A 23,674-nucleotide genomic window follows, 5' to 3' on the forward strand; every position below is an offset into this window, starting at 1 on the left:
ATGTCCAACGACCACACGTCCAATGACCCCAATGCGCCCTCCAGTCACGATGACGTCCACTGGGATCCGAACGCCGTCATCGAACTGGGTAATTCCCTGATCGCCTTTGGCGACCTGCTCGACGAGCAGTTGCTCGGGATGACTCGCGCACAGTTCAGCCTGATCAACGGAGCATGGTCGGGCTCGGCCGCGCAGGCGATGTCGGCTGCGTTCGAGAATCAGTCGAACGGGTCGGATCCCCTGGGTGACTACGGGGTCGGTGGACAGGTCATCAAGGTCGTTGTGCAGTTCTGGGACACCGGGGAGGCCATCAATTACTTCGCCCTGCTGCGCAACGCGCAGGAGGCGACCCAGGCCAAGCAGCAACTCGCCAGTTTCATCGCGACGATCGTCGGATTCGTTCTCAGTGTTCTCGCCGCTTTCATCGGTCCGCTGATCGGTGCCATCGTCGCTGCGATCGCGAGAATTGCCGCCCTGCTCATCGAGATCGGAGGCGCGGTCGGTGCCGCGGTTTCCGAGGTGGCCAATTTCGTCACCGAGGCGGCCACCCTTATCGGCAGCGGGGTTTCCGCCGTGGCGGAAACGCTTCCCGACTGGGCCGTGACGATGGCGGGCATCGCGGGGGGTATCGTCCGGGCTGGAGCCGACATCACCTGGATCAGTGCCGCCAGCCTGGCGGCCGGCAATGCCGGGGCGGGCCTGCCGACCGACTGGAAGCACTTCAGTCCTGTGCCGACGACAAAGGAGGGCTGGGGGGAATTCCTCGCCATGGGCGCCGTGCTCGCGCCGCTCACCTTGCTCGCTGTCAAGGGCATCAAGACCGGGGCCGACATCGTGAGCGGGGCCGGCCGTGGCGGCCCTGATGTGAACGGCCTCAACGTCCCGACGGTCGGTGCTCCGAAGGTCGATATCCCGACCAACTCAAGCGTTTCCAGCGCCGCTCGTCCCGGTGGCAGGATCCCGGGCGCGATCACGCCCGAGACCGCGCAGGTCGCCCCGCTGGGCAAGAACAACCTCACCACCGCGAACGTCACCCACAACAACCTCAACGTCACGGACTCGGGCCCCGTCTCCCCCGTCACGAGCCGGTCCGGCGACATGAGTTCGGCGTCTTCCGTGTCGAGTCTGTCGACGAACACCGGCCGCGGCGGACCGACGGTCGAACCCCAGGTGACGGGCAGGCCCGGTACCCCGGTCACCGAGGTCGGCACCCCGCGGCCGGAGACCACCAACCCGCAGGTGACGACCAGGTCCAGCGCCCCCGTGGGCGAGGTCGGCACCGCACGGCGGACGCCCACGGACCCGCAGGTGACGACGCGGTCGAATCCTCCGGTGGTGGAGCCGGGTAACGCGCGGGCGGTTCCTGTTGATCCGCAGGTGACGGGCAGGTCCAGTGCCCCGGTGACCGAGGTCGGCGGTGTGCGGCCGGAGGCTGCGGACCCGCAGTCGGCAGGCACGTCGTCGGGTCGGGCTCACGGCGGCGCCAACCTTGACGCGCGGCCCGTTGAGAGCACACCTCAGACGTCGGCACCGTTGGGTGCGCCCGTCGATCCGGCACACGGACCCGCACAGCCGGTCCGGTCCGCTCCCGTCACCGGACACGCCGCTGAGACGGGGGCGCCGGGAGTCGGCACAACGGCGAGGCCCGTGCAGGCGGCTCCGCCCGGCACGACGGATGGCGGGAGCCAGCCGGCCGGCGGCCGGGCGTTCACCGCTGGGGATGCTCCGAGGGCGGACCTGTCGTCTCCGGCGCACGGCGACGGCGGCAGCGTCATCAACGGCCCCGGAGCCAACCTCAATGTCAGGCCCGCCGACAACGGCACCGCCGCGCCGGTGACCTCTGCTCCGGCGGCGGCGCCGCACACCGTGACCCCCGGCTCCGTGGACCCGTCGCCGTCCAGCGCCGCACCGCACGACGTGACGGTCGGTCAAGGTGCGCCGGAGGTTCACTCCGGCACGCCGCCGACGACTGTCGACCCGGGGAACGCAGCGCCGAGGGAGGTCTCTTCGGCGGCGCCTGTGACGCCGAGTGACGTCGGTGGCGCGCATACGGTCCTGTCCGGCGCGGACACGAGGCCGTCGCTCGGCGACTCCGGTGCGCGTGCGGGCAGCAGTACGGCGGGGGACCATCCGGTCGTCGCCGACCCCACGGGTGCGAGCACGCGTCCGGCGACAACCGCGCCCATCGCGGATCCGAACGCGTCGGTCATGCACTCGTCGTCGCCGACCACCTCGTCGCCCGCCTCGCAACGCCCCGTCCTTGACGGGACCGCCGGGTCGAGGCCCGCGGAGCAGCACGCCGTGCCGGACGTGACCGCCGGTTCGAGGCCCGCGGACGTACGCGCCGTGCCGGAGGGCGTCGGCGGTTCGAGGCCCGCGGAGCAGCACGCCGTGCCGGACGTGACCGCCGGTTCGAGGCCGGCAGACGTACACGTCGTGCCGGAGGGCGTCGGCGGTTCGAGGCCCGCGGAGCAGCACGCCGTGCCGGGTGGCACGGGCGGGGCGAGGCCGGCAGACGTACACGCTGTGCCGGATGGTGTGACGGGGGCGAGGCCCGCGGAGCAGCACGAGTCCGCGCCCGCGGATGTGTCCGGTTCCGCGCACGGTGCGACGACGTCCCGTGTCACCGGTCCCGACGTGGCGTCCGCTTCGCGTGGTGACCACCCGGTCGGCTCCGAGGTGGCGCCGGACGCGGTCGTGAGGCCGACGGACGGGCGTGGGCCGACGTCCACGTCCGCTGGTACGGCTGCCGATACGGCCGGTACCGCGCATGGCGCGGACCTGTCCGGTCACCCGGGCTCCGACGTACATTCCTCCGGCGGCGCCCGCAATACCGATCCCACGGCCCGGCCGGACGCCGGAACGAGCCCGGTGGATCCGTCCCGGCCGCTCACGCCCGGCTCCGACAGCGCGCCGCACGACGCCGCTACCCGGCCGGTGCCCGTCTCCCACTCGGTGACGTCGAGGACGGACGCCGCGAACCCCGGGTCGAAGGACCCGGACCAGCCGCAGGCGAGGCCCGGGGACAAGACCGGACAGCCCCAGGCGCCGGACCCGAAGGCGGCGGAGGCGGCCGCCCAGCAGACCAGGGCCGACCTCGGCCAGGCCAGGGCCGACCTGGCGCAGAAGCACGTCGAACTGTCCGCGGCCCAGCGGAATCTGACGGACGAGAGCGCCCGTGTCGCGGCCGGGGACAGGCCCGGGGGTCGCGACGCGAACGTGCCCGACGGCGCCCACAGGAACGTGCCCGACGACACCCACAACAGAGACTCGGCGGCATCCGCCGCGGAGCATCGGGTGAAGATCGCCCGGGACGACGCCGCCCATTCTGTGGCGACGAACGGAAAGTCCTCCGAGGCCGCGTCCGCGGCGCAAGCCGTACAGGCCGCCAAGGCCGAGGTGAAGACGGCCGCGGACCAGGTGGTGGCGAAGGCCGCCGTCGAGCGCACCACCGCCTCGGAGGCGGCACGCGCACAGACAGCGGCGGACAACGCACGGGCGGCGCACGACGGCGCCGCGACGGCCGTGGGCGCCGCCGTGAAGGCGGCCGATGACGCTCGGGCCGACGCCGCAGCGAAGTCGGCCGAACACCGGGCGGGCACAGCGGAGAACGCAGCCGCCAACAAGGCGGCGCAGGACACGCGGGCGAAGGCGGACGCTTCGGCGGAGGCCGAGAAGGCGGCTCAGCAGCAGGCCCGATCGGCGGGCGAGACGGCACGGAAGGCCGAGTCGGACGCGAAGGCCGCCGCGCTGGTCGCGGCGAAGGCCAGGGGCGACGTGACCCAGGCCAGGCACACGTTGGCCCAGGCGGAGGCGAAGCTGATGCGGGCCGAACACGCGGAGCAGGTGGTGGCGCGGTCGGACGCCGACGGCGGCCCCGGGACGGCGGGCAGGGGCGGCGACGGCGACCACGCGGTGCTGTCCGAGCAGCAGCGGGTCACGCTCCAGCAGCGGGCCGACCATGCCCGCCAGACACGCAACACCGCACAGGACACGCCTGCGGCGCAGGTGGTCCGGGCGGCCGATGAGCTGGCTGACAGCCGGAACACCGCGCGCCAGGCGATGACGGACGCGGCGGTCGCGCGGGCGAAGGCCGGTAACGCGGAGGCAGCGCACAACGCGGATCTGGCGGCGGCGCAGAAGGCCGAGATGACCGCCGCGGCGGACCGTGCCACGGCCGCGAAGGCGGCCGGCACGCATGCGCTGGGTGCGGCGGAGGACGCCGCCGCCAAGGACGCGGCGAACGCGGCCGGAGCGAAGGCGGAGGCGTCGCAGGCCGCGGCGAAGGCGGCCCACGAGAAGGCCCAGGCGTCGGGTGAGGTGGCGAAGGCGGCCGACGGCGTGGCGAAAGCCGCTGAGGCGGACCAGCGGGCCGCGCTGGCCGATGTCCGGGACGCGAGGGACACGCTGGCGCAGGCGGAGGCGAAGCTCGCGGCGGCCGACACGGCCGACACGGCCGCCCCGGCCGAGCCCGGCCGCAGCGGGCCGCTGTCGGACGCGCAGCGCGAGGCCGTTCAGAAGCAGTACACCGACACCCGTGACACCGCGAACCACGCGGAGAAGTCCCCCGGGACAACGGCCGCCGCGAAGGCGGTGAGCGACGCCGCCAGTGCCCGGGCCGACGGGGTGCGGAACCTGTCGGAGAAGCAGGCGATCGAGCGGCAGGCGTTCTGGGACGCGAAGGCCGCGCAGGCGAAGGCGGACGTCGCGCGCCTCGCACACGAGCAGGCGGCGAAGGCCGGGAGCGACGCGGTGGCGACCGCCAAGGCCGACCGGGCGGACGCCGTAGCGAAAGGCGACGTGCACGCGCTGGGCGACCCGGCGGAGACCGCCGCACGCAACGCACAGCAGGCGGCGGAGACGAAGGCGGCGGCTTCGGACGCCGCGGTGAAGGCGGCCCAGGAGAAGACGGCGTCGGCCGCCGCGACGGCGAAACAGGCCGACGAGGCCGCCAAGGCCGCACAAGCGGTCGCCAAGGACGCGCCGCGCGCGGTCTCCGAGGCCAAGGACGCCCTGGCCGCGGCGGACCAGAAACTGACGGCGGCTCAGGCAGAAGCCGATGCTCTGACCTCGACCGGTGCCAAGCCCGTCGCGCACCCGAGGACGATGTCGCCGGAGACCCATGCGTACATGGGGAGGCAGCACGCCGACGCGCTCAAGGCGGTAGCCGACGAACGGGCGGCCCAAGAGGCCGCGTCGCCCGAGGTGGCGGAGGCGGCGAAGGTCACGCGCGGGGCGACCGACGCCGCGGTGAAGGCCGAGACGGAGGTCGGGCGGCAGGAATCGGTCGTACGGCAGACGCAGACGGCGGCGACCGCGGCCCGCGCGCAGGCGGAGACCGCGCGGGTCAAGCAGGAACAGGCGGCCGAGCAGCATGGGGCCGCGGCGAAGACCGCCGAGCGGGATCAGGCGGAGGCCGACGCGAGGAGGGCCGACACCCAGCGGCCCGGTCCGCAGGTGGGTCCGAGGACCGAGGAGGCCGCGAAGGCCCAGGAGGCGGCGCAGGCCGCCCAGGTGAAGGCGGATGCCTCGAAGGCCGTGGCGGCGGAGGCCGGGAAGGCGGCGACCGCGGCGGAGAAGGCCGCCACGGACGCCGGGAAGACGGCCAAGGCCGCGGAGAGTTCGTTCGGCGACGCGCTGCGGGATCTCCGGAATGCGAAGGTCGCGTCGGCGCGGGCGGACACGACGCTCGCGGCGGCCGGGCGGGCCGAGGACGCCGCCAGGGCCAAGAGCGCCGGGCTCGTGGCAGAGGACAAGCCGGCCACGAGCGCCAGTCGCCCGCTCCCGGAGAAAAAGCTGAACCAGCTGCAGAAGGACTACAACGAGATCAGCAAGGCCCACGCCGAGCAGGCCGCGCGGTCGCCCGAGGTGGCGTCCGCCGCCGACGCGGTGAGTGGCGCGGAGAAGGCGAAGTCGGACGCTCTGGACGACGTGACAGTGCGGCAGGCGGTCGAGCGGGGGGCGTTCCGGGAGGCGACGGCCGCGCAGGCGAAGGCGGACAGCGCGCGCCTGGCCCATGAGAACGCGGTCACCGAAGCCGCGGCGCTGGGCCGCGCCGCCGACGCCGCCCGGGCGGACGCCACCGCGAAGTCCCAGGTCCACTTCGCGGGCAGGGCGCAGGACGACGCCGCGAAGGCGGCGGCGCGGGAAGCCGACAGCAGGGCGACCGCCGCGGCCGAGGCCGCGAAGGACGCGCACCAGAAGGTGCAGCTCGCCGCGGATGAGGCGAAGTCGGCCGACGCGCTGGCAAAGACCAGTGCAGAGGCCGCGAAGGACGCGCTGGACAAGGTCAGGGAGGCCAAGACCGTCCTGGCGGCGGCGGACGCGAAGCTGGCCGGGGCCGTCCGGGCCGAGACGGAGGCCAGGAACCCGCAAGCCGCCGCGGACACCGGGCCGCAGGCGACGCTGAACACGGGCAACCGCGCGAAGCCCGTCGTGACTCTGGCCGATCTCACGAAGGACCCGGAGACACCTGGTACCGATCACTCGGGCGGTTCGGGGTCGGGTTCCGCCGACGGTCGGGGAAGCACGCAGGCACGTACCGCACAGGGTTCCTCGACCGTGACCCGTACCGAGCAGCCGGACAAGAGCACTACGGGTGCCGCGGAGAATTTCCAGGGCGAGGGCCACCGGATCGACGGCGTGAGCACCGGGGGCGGCAAGACGGAGCCGGCCGCCGGGGGCGCGAAGCCCGGGGACAAGACCAACTTCGGCGAGGGCGGCCGGCGGATCGACGGCGCAAAGGCCGCGGCCCCGGACAGCGGTGCCAAGACCGAGCAGGCCGCGCCGAGCGCGGGCCACCGGCTGGACGGCGTGGAGGTGAAGGCGTCGGACGTCAACGCCAATGTCCTTACGGGCCGGTCCAGTACGGGTCAACGGGTCGGCGGCAAGGCGGCGGAGACCGTCGACCGGCAGGTGGTCGCCGAGGCCATGGACAAGGCGATCACCGACGCGGCCAAGAGCCGGGCGGAGACCGAGGCTGCGGCAGCGGCGAAATCGCCGAAGGTCGCCGCCGCGATCCAACGCGTCAAGAACGCCGAGTCCGCCGTGGCCACCGCCGAGAAGGACGTGGCGGCGAAGGCCGCCGCCGATCAGCGGGCGTTCCAGACCTCGACCGCGACCACGGCGAAGGCGCAGACGATTCAGAACAAGGCCGAGAACGAGGCCAAGGCCGCGAACGCCGTGAGAGCGGCCGAGATGGCGGAAGCCGACGCCGCTGCTGCCTCTCGCACCGTGGGCGGCGAGGGCTGGGGGCCGAGGACCGCCACGGGTCGGCCGAATCTGTCGGATCATCAGCTCTCCGCAGTCGCGGACCGGTACGAGGCGAACGCCGATACACGATCGGCGCAGGCGGCCACCGAAAGTGAGGCGCTCCGTCAGGCGCGCGTCGACCTGAAGTCCGCGGAGCAGGCCGCGGTGGAGGCGGGGCGGGCCCAGCATCAGGCGGTCGCCGACGCGGCGAGCACCCGCATCGCGTCCGACAGCGCGCGGTCCACGGCGGATCAGGCGGCGATCGACGCGAACGCGAAGACAACGGCGGCCCGGGACGCCCAGGCGGCGGCCGACGCGCAGCACAGGGAAGCCGACCGGGCCGGTGACCCGCGGGCGGTCGAGGCGGCCCAGGCCGCGCAGGAGAAGGCCGCGGCTCTGCAGGACGTGGCGAAGCAGTCGGCCGCCCGGACGAGGGCGGCAGGGCAGGCGGCGCGGACCGCCTCGGCCGCGGCGCGGGCGGCGGAACAGGCTGTCGAACGCACCACGGGTGCGGCGGCGCAGGCGCATGCGGCGCTGAACCGGGCGGAGACGAAACTGGCCGCCGCCGAGCGGGCCGAGACCGCGCCCCAGGCGACCGCGCGGCCCACGGATGCCGCTGTCGTGGTCGACGGTACGGTGCCGCCCGCGAGGTCCGACGTTCAGAAGAACGTGGCCGATGTCTGGGCCAGGAAGTGGGACGCGGCGGCGGCAGGGAACGTCTCGGACGCCGGGGTCGTGGAGGAGCCGCGGGAGGGTACGGCCGCCGACCAGAGCACGCGGACGAAGCCCTCGGTGGCGGTACCCCCCACCGGGGTTGGCCGCGTCGTGACGCTGGCCGATGTGACCGACGCGGCCGATGCGGCGGCGGACACCGGGACTTCGTCCGGACCGGGCCGTTCGGGCAACGGCTCCGTCCCGCTGGGGTCGGTCGGAGGGCTGGCGCAGCGCGCGCAGTCCGAAGGCTCGGCCACGGAGACGGTCACGGCCGATCCGACCGGGACACCGGCCCGGACGGGCGACGGTTCCTCCGGCGGGGGCCGGCCCGAGGGGGCGCGGCTCCAGCAGAACAACGAGGGGTCGACGACCGGATCGACGACCGAGACGACGACCTCGCCGGTAGCGGCCGATGGCACTCCGCCCTCCCCGGGCGACGACGGTACGAGCGGCTCCACGGCTGTCAACGGGCCGGGCCGACCCGGCTCCGGGCGACCGGACGACGTCGAGCCGGCCGGTACACCCGCGGCAACCGGCATCCCCGCGACCGCCGGTACCCCTGCGGCCACCGGCATCCCCGCGGTCATCGGTACTCCGGCGGTCGCCGGTATGGCGGCCACCGGCGCTCCCGGGACCACAGGGACCTCCACCGGCGACGACACCCCCGTCGGGCTCCCGCCCGGCCCGCGGTTCCCGCGGCTCGACGAGTTCCCGTCCGGGAACGTCGCCTCGGGTCAGGTGCCCGGGGCTGAGGGCGCCGTCCTGGTCCCCGGCATGTACCGCGTCAGCGACAACCGCTTCTACCTGGACGGTCAGTGGCGCAGGGCGGACTCCGTCGCGAACTGGATCCGTCGGTTCACGGAATGGAGCCCGCAGTCTCCCGTGCCTGTGGTGCTGATGGCCGGGCAGGCGGGCCGCAGCGGCCTGTGGGCCGGGCTGGGATCGTTCGCCGGGCAGGTCGCGGAAGCACTGGGCTCGCCCGACGCGAAGGTGATCGGCCCGTACGCCGACGCGGTGCAGGTCTCCGACAGCGACGTCATCGCCGGTGTGCCGCAAGCCACCGGGCAGGGCATGTTGACCCTGCACACCGAGCCCGGTACGGGCTGGATACAGGCCCAGCCGGGTAAGAGGGACTTCCTGCTGAGTCCCAGCCTTGAGGGCTCGCTCGCCATGCACGGAGCGGAGCTGACCCCCCCACCGACGCCTCCTGACACCCCCATCGTGTGGAGCTTCGGCCCTGAGGCCGCCCCTGGGATCGCGGGGTACGAAGGCGGCCCGGCCGCGGCCCCGACCCCGGCCCCCGCGACACCTCGCCCCGCGCCCTCCCCGAAGCGCCCGAAGCCCCCGAAGCTCTCGCAGCAGGAGGAGGCCGACCTCGCTGCTTTCGTGGCCGGGGAGCTGAAGACACAGGGGTGGAAGGGCGAACGCGTGTCGCCGAAGCGGCAGCAGAAGCTGTACGACGACCTGCTCAAGAGCGGCCACATCATGCCGTGGCGGGATCCGACCAAGCGCATCGGTGCGGTCATCGCCCAGGCCCACATCAACGACGTGCTCGGTGAGGAGGCGAAGCCGCTCAAGCTGGACGGCAGGGGAAGCAGCTTCGAATCGGAATACACCTTCCCCATGAAGCTCGCAGGCACCGAGATTCCGCATGGGCGACCGCTGGCCAAGGGCCCGGACGGTGCCGAGGTGGTCATCGAAGTAAAGGAATTCTATCTCGGTCCCAATGGCGAGTACTACCGGAACGAAGAAGATGCGATAGCTGCGGGCGGGGAGCCGGAAGCCTCGGTGGAGATGGTGATTCCGGAGTTCATACCGGGCCTGATGGCAAACCTTCCGGGCGAGCACCGTGATACCACTGGTTCCGCCACGTATCTTTTGCACGCCAAATTCGAGAGCGCGCTCGAAAAGATTAAGGGTGCTGCCGGAAGCAGTCCGCACATTCCGCTCGAGGAAGTACTGAGGGAAGAGGATGGATGGACGATCACAGAATTGGGCAAGGGTGCTCTGATCGGGCCTCGACCGATCGGGGACAACCCTGGATCTCACGTCCATCACAATATCGGCGTGCCGCTGGCCGTCATGCATCCGTTCTTGAAGCACGTCGCCGCCAACACGTGGCGTGACTATGACACTTCTGGAACCGCCACGCGCTCCCATCTGCTTGATGCCTTGACCTTTGGCGACAAAATCGCGGCCCGCTTCATCAGTTGGAATGTTGCCGGGGTTGTCGCCGATGACCTCAGGAGCGCGGAGAATCTGGTCGAAGGGTTCCCGGACCTGGCCGTGCAGCAGTTGCGCGGCCACGCGACTCTGCTCTACCAGCACATTGCTGCGAAAATAACTGCCGAAGCTTTTGGGCACCTGGAGAAATCCCATGCTGCTGTCTTGTCGCGGCTTGATCCCGGGCTGCTTCTCTCGAGCCTCCCGGACAAGGCGAAAGAATATCTGCGCGCTGACGGGCGAATGATCAACGAAATCATCATCGAGATGTTCCTCGCTCAGATTCCTGATTTTGCAGAGAATTTTGCTGCGCGTCATGAAGGTGCCGACCCGGATGAATTTACCTTGGGGGATGTGAAGCTGGCCAAAAAGCCAGGTGACAGGAACAGGACTCTCGAAGACTTCCTTGGCGCAGGGCTCCTCTCCGGATATCCCCGACAGGTCCGCATGGACGAACTGTTCGGCATGAACGCGTTCCGAGGATTCGATACGAATGATCACCGGATCATCCCGGTGATTCCGCTGGAAGTGCGCTCCTACGGTAAGCGGCATGTCACGGCAGAGGAGGCGAAGGAGTACCACGAGACTCTGGTGTCACGCGTAGCCGCCTTGTACCCGGAAGCGGTTCGCCTTGACGATCCGACCGAGGCGGACAGGGAAACGGTCCAGACGGCATACGACGAGCTGCTCGAGAAGTATGCCGCGGGGTCGTCGGACGCCGACGCCGAGTCGTCGGACGCCGAGTCGTCGGACGCCGAGTCGTCAAGTGGTGAGTCGTCGGACGGTGAGTCGCCGAGCCCGGTCAGGATGCGCGGCGGGGCGCCCAGCCTCGCCGACCTGGCGGCATTGGATGCCGAGTCGTCGGACGGTGAGTCGTCGGACGGCGAAACGAATGCCGTCGTACGCAGCGGGGCCCAGGCACAGCAAGCGCGGCCTTCGGGTCGGATCCGCACCGTTCAGGACGTGCACCTGCCCGAGTACTCCGACAGCGAGTACAGCGAGTACAGCGAGTACAGCGAGGCAGGCAGTGCGGGCAGCGAGGCGCTGCCGGAGGAGGCGCCTGTCTCGGACAGCGAGGCAGCGGACGGCAGCAATGGATCGGTGCTCGACCAGTACCTGACGATGGAGCGGTACGGCGACAGTGGATCGGAAGGTTCGCAGCCGGAGCCGTCCGCGGCGGGTCCGTCGTCGGCCGGCCCGTCGGCCGCGAGTGCTGCGGCTGCTGCGGAGGCCCGCCCGGTGGCTTCGGGCGGCGCCGGGAACGAAGCCGACGGGGCCCAGGCGGACGAAATACGAGATTGGTTCGCACACCGGTACGGGCCGGACGCGGACCCGATTGCGGTCAATGAGGCCGTCATCCGTCGGCTGGTGGATCGGCTCATCTTCGGGGACGAAGGTCTGCCGCTCTATTCTGAGCAGCCTTCACCCCAGGAACCCGTAGCGGAGCCGGAGCTTGCGGAGTACCCCCCGGAGTACGACGATCCGTTCGCCGACCGGCGGGCGCGCCCGGAGCTGACCAGGGACTACGTCGTTCTGGACCTCCGTGCGCAGCGGGCGCCGCTGTTCACGTCGGTAAGCCCGGAGTACGACATGGTGATCCATCGTGAGGGGGGCGACCGTGGGGAGGGACTGTTCCTGCCGAAGCTGGAGCTGCGCTCCACCTTCGGCGAGGAGCGGCCCGAACTGCGGGTCTCCGACGACCGTACGATCGCGATCCAGGCGAACGGTGGAACCCAGCAGGTCTACGCGACGAAGCGGGCCATCGAGAAGGCGAACGCCAAGCTCCTGGCGGGCGGCAACACCGTCCGTCTGACAGCCGACGAGAATGTGTCGCTCGTCCTCGGCCATGGCACGGGCTCCAGCGCGCCCCTGTTCCAGGTGGTCCCGCACTTCACCATCACCGACGTCGGCAACAGGCCCGAGTCCGACGACAGCCGCGAGCTGGCCAGTTGGCTGGCCGGCCGGTCCCCCGCTACACACGTGGTGTTCCCCGACGAGGGCGGCAGGCGGCCTGCCGTCACCCCGGTGTTCGGAGGGGACCAGTTTGAGGTCACCGGCATGCATCAGCTCGCCGGGGCGCTGGCGCAGGTCGCGGACGGCACGATTCCGCTGTCGGAGGTGGGTCCGACATGGGCCGCGGCGCAGGTGGCCAAGGCCGATATCCATGGCGGCATGCTCGGTCTGTCGAAGCCAGGAAAGGAGTACGGCAGCGCCCTGGCGCTCGATGTGCCGGACAATCCGCGTCGTGACCTGCTGTCGGAGGCGGCGTTCCTGGCCGGGGTGAACGAGTACGCCAAGGCCGAGATCGGTGACGCGTATCTCGTCCAGACGATCAGCACCGTCAACGGGGATCCCGTCAACTACGCCAAGCCTCAGGAGCAGCAACGCCCCGGCCGGCGCGCCCTCCACTACGCAACGGTGGTCCTCGAGAGTGAGGACGGCCGGAGCCAGATGACGCTGGAGAACCATTCGCGGAAGGCGGAGCAGGACCAACTGGTCTCGGATGCCGCGGAGTTGAATCTGCTCCTGCTGTCGGAGCCGCGTCTGACGGCACTGGAGTCGCATGTTCAGGCCCGGCTCGCGGAGATCACGGCCGAGGCGTCGGCGGAGGTGCAGAGGGCGCGCCAGGCCAATCCGGCACTTTCCCGGCAGGAGCAGGAGGCGCTGGAAAAGGAGGCGAAGAAGCGGCTCGGCGCTCCCCAGGCCCAGCAGGTCGCCGAACTGGGGAAGGCACTGCAGGTGGCGCGCCAGGCCAAGTCGGCGCTTTCACGGCCCGGGCTGGAGCCCGGCACCGAGGAGCACGCGGCGGCTGTGAGGTCGGAGAAGGCCGCCATGCGTGCCGTCACGACGAAGATCCGGAAGCTCAACGTCGGGCTTCTGGGGAAGAACGCCTGGCACTTCTCGATGTACGCGCAACGCCCCGGTGAGACGGTGCACGACGTCCATGCCAAGCTCCTCTCGCCCGAGATGGCGGCGCAGTACAACCCGTTGACGGTTCCGGTGAAGGTGGGCCACAGCCTTCCCAAGAAGCCGGGGATCTTCTCTTTCGGGGCGGACAACGAGCAGCTCAACACGAGGTTGGTCAAGCAGCTGGCCGAGTCCGTGGCCAAGGTCGGTATGTGGAACGCGCGGGAGGGTGTTCCGCTGCCGGGGATCACCGTGACCGGTCTGGTCAACGTCGAAGGCAGTACTCATCGGCGGAACAGGTCGGTCCGGGCGATCATGTCCCATGCGTCGTCGGCGACGCGGCAGGCGCGGGCCGCCGCCGAGGCCGAGATCAGGGCATTCACGGAGGACCTGCATGCCCAACTGGTGGACGAGCTGGGGCGGATTCTGGCCGAGCGCCAGCCGGGCGTGACGGAGGGCGCGGTCACTCCGGCGTCGTTCATGATCCAGGTCGGCTACGACACGCGCACGCCGGACCCCAACGAGTCCCGCTCACCGGGGCAGGTGACCATAGGGGTCACCGATCCGCGTGAGTTCGCCGTCCCGAGTCGTCCGGCCCGGGCTGTGCCCGGTGGGGCCCGGGCGGTGCCCGGTGGTCTGCCCGGTGGTGCGCCGTTGTCGCCGGGGGTGCTGGGCAGTGCGGTGACGCTGTCGGGGCCTGGTGCGGGTGTTCTCGCGACGGTGCCCGTGGGTGAGGTGCCGGCGGTCGAGGGCAAGCGCGCCGCGGAGCAGCGGTGGTTTGGCGTGTGGGGCCCGGGTGCGTCGGGTTCCCGGCCGTTGTACGAGGTGAGCAACGGGGGTTCGGTCAGGCTTCCGGACGGCACGGAGCATCCGTCGACGGGCTGGGTGCGCTGGGGCACGGACTTCGTCCAGTTGGGTACGGGCGGGTTGTTGCGGGGCGTCGACGGCTGGGTCGGGTCGGTCGACAATCTGGATCAGGTCGCGCGGGTTCTGGGGTCCGCGCCGGTGTACACGCTGTCGGCGGATCCGGAGAGGGGTCTGTACGCCGTGCCGCAGGACGGGCACCAGGCCGCGGAGGCGTACCGGATCCCGTTCTACGGCCCTGCCGCGACGCCGGCCAACGTCCTCAGCCGCCAGGGGACCGCTTCCACCGTGACGGACGTCATCCAGTCGGCCGGTCCGGCTTCTGCCGAAGAGCAGGTGCGGGAGGGCGAGGGACCGGGCTGGGATCCGGATCTGGCGCCCGCGGTGAACCGTGCTTGGCAGCGGCACCCGAGGTGGAACGGCCACCCGGTGAGCGCGGCAGAAGTGGCGCGGCTGCTCCAGGAGTTGTCGACGCATCTGCAAGGCTCGATGCCGCGCCTGATGACGAACCAGGTCGAGTACGTCACGCTTCGGCTGGCCGGGGTGTCGCTGGACAACCTGCCGCGACTGGGCGGCGGGGCGCCCGGTGAAGGGGCGTCTTCGGCTGTGGCTGAGGGTGTTCAGGCGCGGTGGGAAAGCGCTGTGCGGGGGGCTTTCAAGCGCGGGGATCTGAGGGCTGGGGAGTCGTTCGAATCTCTGACGGCTGCGGGTGTGCGTTGGGAGGGGTTGGTCGGGAGTGATGATCGTGAGGATTTGCAGGCGGCTGCCCGTGAGGTGCTGCATCTGGGTGAGGATTCCCCGGTCCTGATGCGGGTGCTGCTCAGGTTCGTGGCGGGTGCGATCAGGGAGCTCCGGGCAGGGAGCCTGCTGGATCTGAAGGTGCATCACCTGGTCGATGTTCTGGGTGTGCACGGCGACCACACTGCGATGGGTCCTCTCGCGCGCCCTGGCGGGGGCCGTAACTGGACCGGTCTCCCGCGCAGGCGGTTCGATCTCGACCTGACCGCGCAGCGCACCGTGAATGCGAGCGGTCACGTGGTGGGGCCCAAGGTGTACGGCGGGCGGGCGCCGTGGCGTCCGGAGTCGGTCTTCCCGGTGGCGGCGGAGGTGCGGTCTGACGGGCTCGTCAAGCTGACCATGGCGCCGATCACCAGGACCGATGATCCGGGTGAGGTGTGGGTTTCCTGGGAGGAGTTCGCGGGGGTTCTCCAGCGTGACCGGTCGCTGCGTGATGGTGACGACGTGTTGCTGATGGTGAGCGGTGCGGGGCTGTCGGGGGCCCAGGGGCCGAAGACGGTGGCGAACATCCTGGGCAGGGGGGTGTGGTCCACCAACGGCCAGGTACTCACCCCGTCTACCGCGGCCGGGAAGGTCGGACCGGCGTTGGTGGAGGGGTATCCGTTGGCGTTGTGGGCGTTGACGTCGCCCGAACCGGTCGGTGCCGGCTCGGAGGAGCGGGTGCTGAGGGCGCTGAACGGCACGTCCGTGGGTGAGGGGCGGATCCGTACGGCGACGTATCCGAGCCGTGACGGTGAGAAGTTGGTGGGCCGTTTCTCGCTGCCGCCGGCGGAGGAGTCGCAGTCCGAGTCGGACTTCCGTTTCCTGGCGGACGGGGTACGGCAGTTCAGCTATGAGAAGTACGGGGCTACCGGGCGTGGCGGGCGTACTGCCGGCGAGGGGGTGTTGCGTGATCTGCCGTTCGGTGAGGACGGGGTGGTCTTCGCTGGTTTTGGTGGTGATGGGGAGTCGGCGGAGCTGACGCTGGTTGACGGCAGTGCGCTGCGGTTCGATTACGACGGGGTTGCCGGGTATTTCGGTGGTCCGTTGCTGGATGTTCATGCGGCGGATGTGCCGGTGGTGGTGGTGGGTGCGGATGTCGCGGTTCGGGGTGTGGCGGATCCGTTGGAGCTGGGGCTTCCGGGGCAGCGGTTGGCGGACGGTTGGGGGCGGTGGGTGTGGTCGGCCGGTGATGCCGGCCGGCTGAAGGTGGTGCCCGCGGCGGGGGGGAAGCCGGCGCGGTTGTTGCTGGGGGTCGCTGATGTGGATCAGCCGGATGTGGGGTTTGTGGGGTTCCGGCCTGAGCCCGACGAGGTGGGGTTGGAGTGGTGGGGCGGGTTGGTGGCCGGTGGTGAGGGTCCTGCCGAGCCTGAGCGGGTGCTGCGGTGGGTGCGGGCGGCGCGGCTGGTGTTCGGGCCGTATCTGGAGGACGACGACCTTGCGTTCGAGGCGTTGCTGCGTGGTTTCGCGGCGTTGGACCGGCGTCGGATCGCTGACGGTGACCGGTCGCTGCTGACGTGGGATGTGCTGACGGATCAGATGCGGCGGATCGGGGAAGCTCTGCCGTTCGCCGAGGCGTTGCCGTTGCTGCTCCAGAAAGCGGCCGACGGACTCGGGGTCCAGCTGGGCCTGGACCGGTTCGCCGACGCACTGGCGCCGCAGTACGCGAGCAACGGAGCGGTGGCCGCGCCCCGGCCGATCCGTCCGCGGGCGCGGGTGGCCGCGGTGCGGCCGGTGGCGGGTGCGGTGGCGCCGGCAGCTGACAGCGTCAAGGCCCGGTGGGACAAGGCTGTGCGGGCGCTTCTCCCCCGCAAGGAACTGCAGGTCGGGGAGTCGTACGAGTCTTTGGCGGCTGCGGGTGCTCACTGGGAGGGGCTGGTCGGGAGCGATGATCCTGAGACTTTGCAAGCGGCTGCCCGCGAGCTGCTGCATCTGGGCAAGGATGCCCGGGTTCCGATGCGGGCGCTGCTCAGGTCGGTGGCCGGGGGGATCAGGGACGGCCGGGCGGGGAGCCTGCTGGACCTGAAGGTGTATCACCTGCAGCACCAGCTCCTGGGCGCCGGAAGCCGCCTGACGTGGACGCAAAACACGAGGGTGGGGCGCAACGCGACCTGGTTGCTGCGGTGGGAGCTGGACATGACCCGTATCCGTCCCGTGGACGGAGCGGGGCGTCCCCGGTCGGGCCCCGCGGTGGACGCGCCGTGGGCGGCGGGTGCGTATCCGGTGCTGTTCGACGTCGACGGCGATCAAGTGAAGTGGTCGCTCGGGTGGGGGGGAGTGGCGACGCTCTTCCCGCTTTCCTGGTCTGCTCTGGCGCAGTTGTTGAAGCAGGACCCCGATCGGCCGGCGGGTGCGGATGTGGTGCTGCTGGTGCCGGGCCTGGGCGAAGAGGCGGATTCCCGGGCCCAGTTGATCGCCAACACGCTGGGCGTGAGGATCTGGATCACGGACGGCCCGGTGAATGTACGCGGGACATCGTACCGGGAACACGCTCGGCTTTCGGGTCCTCAGCCCGTGGGCATGGAAGTGGAACACGATGAGGTGATGGCAGGGTTCCGGGCAGTCGATCCGCAGCCGGGCGTGGTGCAGTCGCCGCCGAATGGCGACGAGCTGGTACGGCAGTACGCGAACCCGGTGGTCCGCCGCCCGGCAGAGCGCCCAGGACCTGCTGAGTTGCAGGTCGAGGAGCACGTGCCGGGGTCCGCCCAGCGGCCGGCGCCCCCTCGCGAGCAGCAACAGCTTCTGGGTATCGGGAGCCGTTTGACGTGGATTCACAACACGAGGGTGGGGCGCAACGCGACCCGTTTGCGGCGGTGGGAGCTGGACATGACCCGTCTCCAGTCCGTGAACGAAGCGGCGCGGGCCGTGCCGGGTTCGGAGAGGCCCGCGCCGTGGGCGGCGGATGCGTATCCGGTGCTGTTCGAGGCCGACGGCGATCAGGTGCAGTGGTGGAACGGGTGGGGGGGAGCGGCGAAGCTCTTCCCGCTTTCCTGGCCCGCTCTGGCGGATCTGTTGAGGCAGGACCCCGATCGGCCGGCGGGTGCGGATGTGGTGCTGCTGGTGCCAGGTCTGGGCGAAAAGGCAGAGCCGCGGGTCCAGTTGCTCGCTGACGCTCTGGGCGTGACGGTCTGGATCACGGACGGCCCGCTGAAGGTACGTGGGGCGTTTCCCGCACAGGGTGCTCAGCCCGTGGGCATGGTCGTGGATGCCAACGGGGTGCCGGCGGGGTGGCGGCCGATCCGTCCGCAGCCGCGTGCGGGCGAGGGTGCCGAGGCGCGGTGGACCGAGGCTCTGCGGGATGCCTTCGGGCAAGTGGATCTGGGCGACGGGAAGTTCGAGTCCTTGGTGGCCGCGGGGGTTCGCTGGGAGGCGCTGGTCGGGAGTGACGATCGTGAGGAGTTGGAAACGGCTGCCCGTGAGGTGATGCATCTGGGCGAGGATGCCCCGGTCCCGATGCAGGCTTTGCTCAGGTTGGTGGCCGGGGCGATCGAGGAGGGCCGGGCGGGGAGCCTGCTGGATCTGGAGGTGCATTACCTGCGGCCCCAGGCTCTGGGTATCGGGAGTCGTCTGGCGTGGACGGTCGGCAGCACGACGCTGGGGCGCAACGCGACCCGTACGCGGCGGTGGGAGCTGGACATGGCCGTCATTCGGGGCGTGAACGAGTCGGGGCACGCCGTGCCGGGTTCGGAGAGGCCCGCGCCGTGGCCGGCGGGTTCGTATCCGGTGTTCTTCGACGTTGACGGCGATCAGGTGCAGTGGTTGTACGGGTGGGGTGGAGCGGCGACGCTCTTCCCGCTTTCCTGGCCTGCTGTTGCGCAGTTGTTGAGGCTGGATCCGGATCGGCCGGCGGGTGCGGATGTGGTGTTGCTGGTGCCGGGTCTGGATCAAGAGGCGGAGCCGCGGGTCCAGTTGATCGCTGACGCCCTGGGGGTGACGGTCTGGATCACGGACGGCCCGGTGAGGCTGCGCGGGGAGAGCGGCGGAGTGGGTCCGCAGCCTGTGGGAATGGTCGAGGATGCCAACGGTCTGGTGGCGGGGTTCCGGGCGATCCGTCCGCAGGCGGGTGCGGTACGTCGGGGTGCGGTACGTCGGGGTGCGGTGCGTCCACCGGCGGGTGCGGTGCGGTCGTTGGCGGGCGGGCGGGTGTCGGACGCCGACGTGTGGCAGGTGGCGCACAGGGACCGGGATGGGCGTGTAGTGGGATTGTCGTCGCGTCCGGTGGGCTATTGGCCGGAGGGCGTGAATCACTACCGGGGTCTGTCAGGGGTGCGGCACTTCACGTATGCGCGGTTTGTCGATCAGCCGGGGCCGGTGGACGGTGTGGTCGCGGCGGAGGAGAGCGAGACCCGGGAAGTGGGGCTGAGGTCTCCCGAGGTGTTCGTGGTCGAACTGGGCGGTGCGGTCGAGCACGGTGAGCTGGCATTGTCCGACGGGTCGGTGCTGGCGGCGGACTGGGCGGAGGTTGCCGCTTATTACCAGCGGGACGGGCGGGTGCGGTCTCTTGGCCTCGACGTGCCGGTGCTGGTGGTCGGTAATGGGGTGGCGGGGTCTCCGGCCAGGGATCTGCTGGAAGGGGTGCGTCCGGGGCAGGTGCTGGCGAATGTGTGGCGGCGGGAGGTGGTGTCGGGGTCGGGTGTGATGGCCTTCGCGGGCGCCACGGCGGCCGAGGGCGGTCGCCCGGCGCGCGTTCAGCTTGGTGTGACCGATGTCCGCAGCCCGGATGAACACGTGGTGTCGTTCCGGCCGGAGCCGACGCCTGCGGAATTGACGATGCTGATGCATCAGGCGTTCGGTCCGCACATGAACCTGCCTGCCGAGCGGGTGCTGCGGTGGGTACGTGCGGTGCGGCTGGTGTTCGGGCCCGACCTCGAGAACGACCGTGATGATCTTCTGCGGTCGCTGAGTGGTTTTGAGGCGTTGGACCGGATGCGCTGGGAGAACGGTGAGGCGGAGCTGCTGACCTGGGCGCGTTTGACCGATCTGGTGGACGCGTTCTACGCGGGGGCGGACCGGGTCCGTCCGCAGGCTCGTCCTGATCAGGTGCTCGAGTTGCTGTCGGGTGCGTTCGACGCCGTGCGGGCGGGGACCACGCTTGATGACTTCCTCCCGGTGCTCGTGCCACCGGTGGCCGCCTCCCCGGTGGCCGCCTCCCCGGCGGTCGTGTCCCCGGCGGTCGTGTCCCCGGCGGTTGACGAAGACGCTGCCGTTGCTGCGGCGGGTGACCTCGATTTCGAGCAGCCCGCCGCGGATGACGACGCTGGGTTCGCCATGGACGTGGACCTGGAGCCGGTGGCTGACGAAGCTGACGCTGCCGCGGAGGATGATTTCGATTTTGATGCCTTCTTCGCGCAATATCCCGATGAGCACGCCATGGACGTGGACGTGGACGTGGACGTGGAGCCGGTGGCTGCGGGCACAGGTGCTGCGGATATGGGCGCGGCTGAGGAGGCTGACCAGGCCGGGCAAGCCGAGGAGGCCGAGGAGGAGGCCGAGGAGGAGGCCGAGGAGGAGGCCGAGGAGGCTGAGCAGGCCGAGGAGACCGAGGAGGCCGAGGAGGCCGCGCAGGCTGAGCAAGCGGGCGACTGGGGCGGGTGGGACTACGACGAGAACCAGGTCCTGCTGCAGCACGCGCTCGAGGAGGATGCGGCGGCTGCCGCCGCACTGAACCCGATGGGCTTCGCGTACGACGGCGCCATGGAGGTGGAGCAGGACGGGGACGCTGCTGACGACGCCGATGAGGCCGATGAGGCCGATGAAGTCGATGACGCTCAGGCGCGGTGGGATGACCTTGTGCGTGGGGCTTTCGCGGGCGAGGACCTGAGGGCGGGGGAGTCGTTCGAGTCTTTGGCGGCTGCGGGTGTTCACTGGGAGGAGTTGGTCGGGAGCAATGATCCGGCGGACTTGCGTGCGGCTACCCGTGAGGTGCTGCACGCGGGCGCGGATTTCCCGGTTTCGGTGAGGGTGTTGCTCAGGTTGGTGGCCGGGGCGATCAGGGAGGGCCAGGCGGGGAGCCTGCCGGAACTGAAGGCGTATCACCTGCAGCACGAACTCCTGGGTGCCGGGAGCCGTATGGCGTGGCTGCCGAACGCGACAGTGGGGCGCAACGCGACCCGTTTGCAGCGGCGGGAGCTGGACATGACCCGCATTCAGGCCATGGACGGCCTGCTCCGACCCGTGGCGGATTCGGTGGACGCGCCGTGGGCGGCGGGTGCGTATCCGGTGGTGTTCGACACCGACGGCGATCAGGTGCGGTGGTGGAGCGGGAGCGGGATCGACAAGTTGACGGTGACGCTCTCCCCGATTTCCTGGCCTGCCTTGGCGGAGGTGTTGAGGCAGGATCCGGATCGGCGGGGAGGTGCGGATGTGGTGCTGCTGGTGCCGGGTCTGGGTGAGGAGATGGATTCTCGCGTCCAATTGATCGCTGACGCACTGGGCGTGACGGTGTGGATCACCGACGGCCCGGTGAGGGTACGCGGGGGGTCGTACACGAGCGGGCGAGTTTCCGGTCCTCAGCCCGTGGGCATGACTGTGAGTCGCGATGGGGTGATGGCGGGGTGGCGGGCGATCCGTCCGGGCGCGGGTGCGGGCGGTGGTGTGATCCGGCCGTTGGCGCGTGTGATGGCGCCGGCTGCCGGTAGCGCTGAGGCGCGGTGGAACGGGTCTGTGCGTGAGACCTTCAGGCGCAGGGATCTGAAGGCGGGGGAGTCGTTCGAGTCCATGGTGGCTCTGGGTGTTCACTGGGAGGGGCTGGTTGGGACTGATGACCCCGGGGAGTTGCAGGCGGCTGCCCGTGAGGTGATGCACGCGGAAGATGGTGATGTTTCCCCGGTCCCGCTGCGGGTGTTCCTCAGGTTGGTGGCCGGGGCGATCAGGGACGGCCGGGCGGGGAGCGTCCCGGATCTGAAGGCGTATCACCTGCAGCAGAAATACCTGGGTGCCGGGAGCGATCTGACGGGGAACCAGAACACGAGGGTGGGGCGCAACGCGACCCGGTTCCGGCGGTGGGAGCTGGACATGACCCGTACCCGGCTCGTGGACGGAGCGGCGCGGGCCGTGCCGCTTTCGGAGAGGCCCGCGCCGTGGGCGGAGGGTGCGTATCCGGTGCTGTTCGACGTCGACGGCGAGCAGGTGAAGTGGTGGAACGGGTTTACGAACAGGGCGAAGTCCTCCACGCTTTCCTGGCCTGCTGTGGCGGAGTTGTTGGTGCTGGATCCGGTTCGGCCGGCGGGTGCGGATGTGGTGTTGCTGGTGTCGGATCTGGGCGAAGAGGCGGAGCCGCGGGTCCAGTTGATCGCTGATGCCCTGGGTGTGACGGTCTGGATCACGGGCGGCACAGTGAAGGTGCTCGGGACCACACACGTACCGGGACCGGGTGCTCAGCCTGTGGGCATGGTCGCTCGTGGTGATGCACTGGCGACGCGGTGGCGGCCGATCCATCCGCGGGTGAGCTCGGCGGCTGTCGATGCTGATGTGCTGGATGATTTCGATTTTGATAGGTTCTTGGCGAATGATCCCGATGAGTACGCCATGGACCTGGACTTCGAGCCGACGGGTACGGGCACGGGTGCGGCGGAGTCGGCGGGGCAGGTGGCCGACCGCCCTGCGCGGGGCCACGGCGCGGATCCGGTCCTGTTGCAGCGGGCGCTTGAGGAGAGTGCGGCGGCTGCCGCCGCACTGAACCAGGCGAGTATCGAGTACCGCAATGCCGTGGAGGTGGAGCAGGCCGGTGGTGCTGTCGCCGGTGGCTCCAATGTTCCCGACCGGCTGGGGTATCTGCAGGACCGCGAGAACGCTGCGCTCAGCCGCCTTCAGGGGGCTGAGCAGACCTTGCGTGACCTCGGGGTCCGCGAGCAGGACCGGTTCCCGGAGTCCGAGTCGTCCGTGCCGCGGTTGCCCGGTGGTGCACCGGCGCGCGGTTCCTCCGGTGCTGGTGCGTCCGGGGCGGGACAGGCCGGGTCTGCCGGACCGTCGGCCGCTGATGCTGATGACGCTCGGGCGCGGTGGAGGGCCGAGGCTCTGCGGGGGGCTTTCAGGGGCGGGCATCTGCAGGCGGGGGAGCCGGTCGAGTCTTTGACGGCTGCGGGTGTGCGTTGGGAGGGGCTGGTCGGGAGTGATGATCGTGAGGATTTGCAGGCGGCTGCCCGTGAGGTGCTGCATCTGGGTGAGGATTCCCCGGTCTCGGCGCGGGTGCTGTTGAGGTTCGTGGCGGGTGCAATGGAGAAGGGCCGGGCGGGGAGCCTGCTGGATCTGAAGGTGCATCACCTGGTCGACGTTCTTGGCGTGCTGGGCAACCACACTGCGATGGGTCCTCCCAAGCGCCCTGGCAGGGGCCGTAACTGGACCGGTCTCCACCGCAGTCGGTTCGAACTCGACCTGACCGCGCAGCGCACCGTGAATGCGCGCGGTCACGTGGTGGGGCCCAAGGTGTACGGCGGGCGGGCGCCGTGGCGTCCGGAGTCGGTCTTCCCGGTGGCGGCGGAGCTGCGGTCCGACGGGCTCGTCAAGCTGACTGCGGCGCCGATCACCCGGGACAGCGATCCGGGGGAGGTGTGGGTGTCCTGGGAGGAGTTCGCGGGCGTCCTCGCGTACGACGGGTTGCTGGGTCCTGACGACGACGTGCTGCTGCTGGTGAGCGGTGCGGGGCTGTCGGGCGCCCAGGGGCCGAAGACGGTGGCGAACATCCTGCGCAAGGGGGTGTTCTCCACCAGCGGCCAGGTACTCACCCCGTCTATCGAGGCCGGAAAGGTCGGACCGGCGTTGTTGGGGGCGTATCCCTTGGCGTTGTGGGCGTTGACGCTGCCTGAACCGGTCGGTGCGGGTGCGGATGCCGGTGCTGAGGAGCGGGTGCTGAGGGCGCTGGACGGTAGGTCCGTGGGCGTGGGGCGGATCCGTACGGCGACGTATCCGAGCCGTGACGGGAAGAGGTTTGTGGGCCGGT

The 23,674-nt window shown here is 70.6% G+C and carries 1 protein-coding gene (only partly in view); it reads left to right on the forward strand.

The window, feature by feature from the left end; translation table 11 throughout:
* A protein-coding gene (locus OG552_RS30580) for a lonely Cys domain-containing protein (RefSeq protein WP_329138395.1) crosses the window boundary here: on the forward strand, positions 1 to 23,674 show its 5' portion. 14,747 nt of this gene lie beyond the right edge of the window; only the first 23,674 of its 38,421 coding nucleotides appear in the window; the start codon lies at positions 1 to 3; the stop codon falls past the right edge of the window.

It is taken from the genome of Streptomyces sp. NBC_01476, from assembly GCF_036227265.1.
Lineage (GTDB): Bacteria > Actinomycetota > Actinomycetes > Streptomycetales > Streptomycetaceae > Actinacidiphila.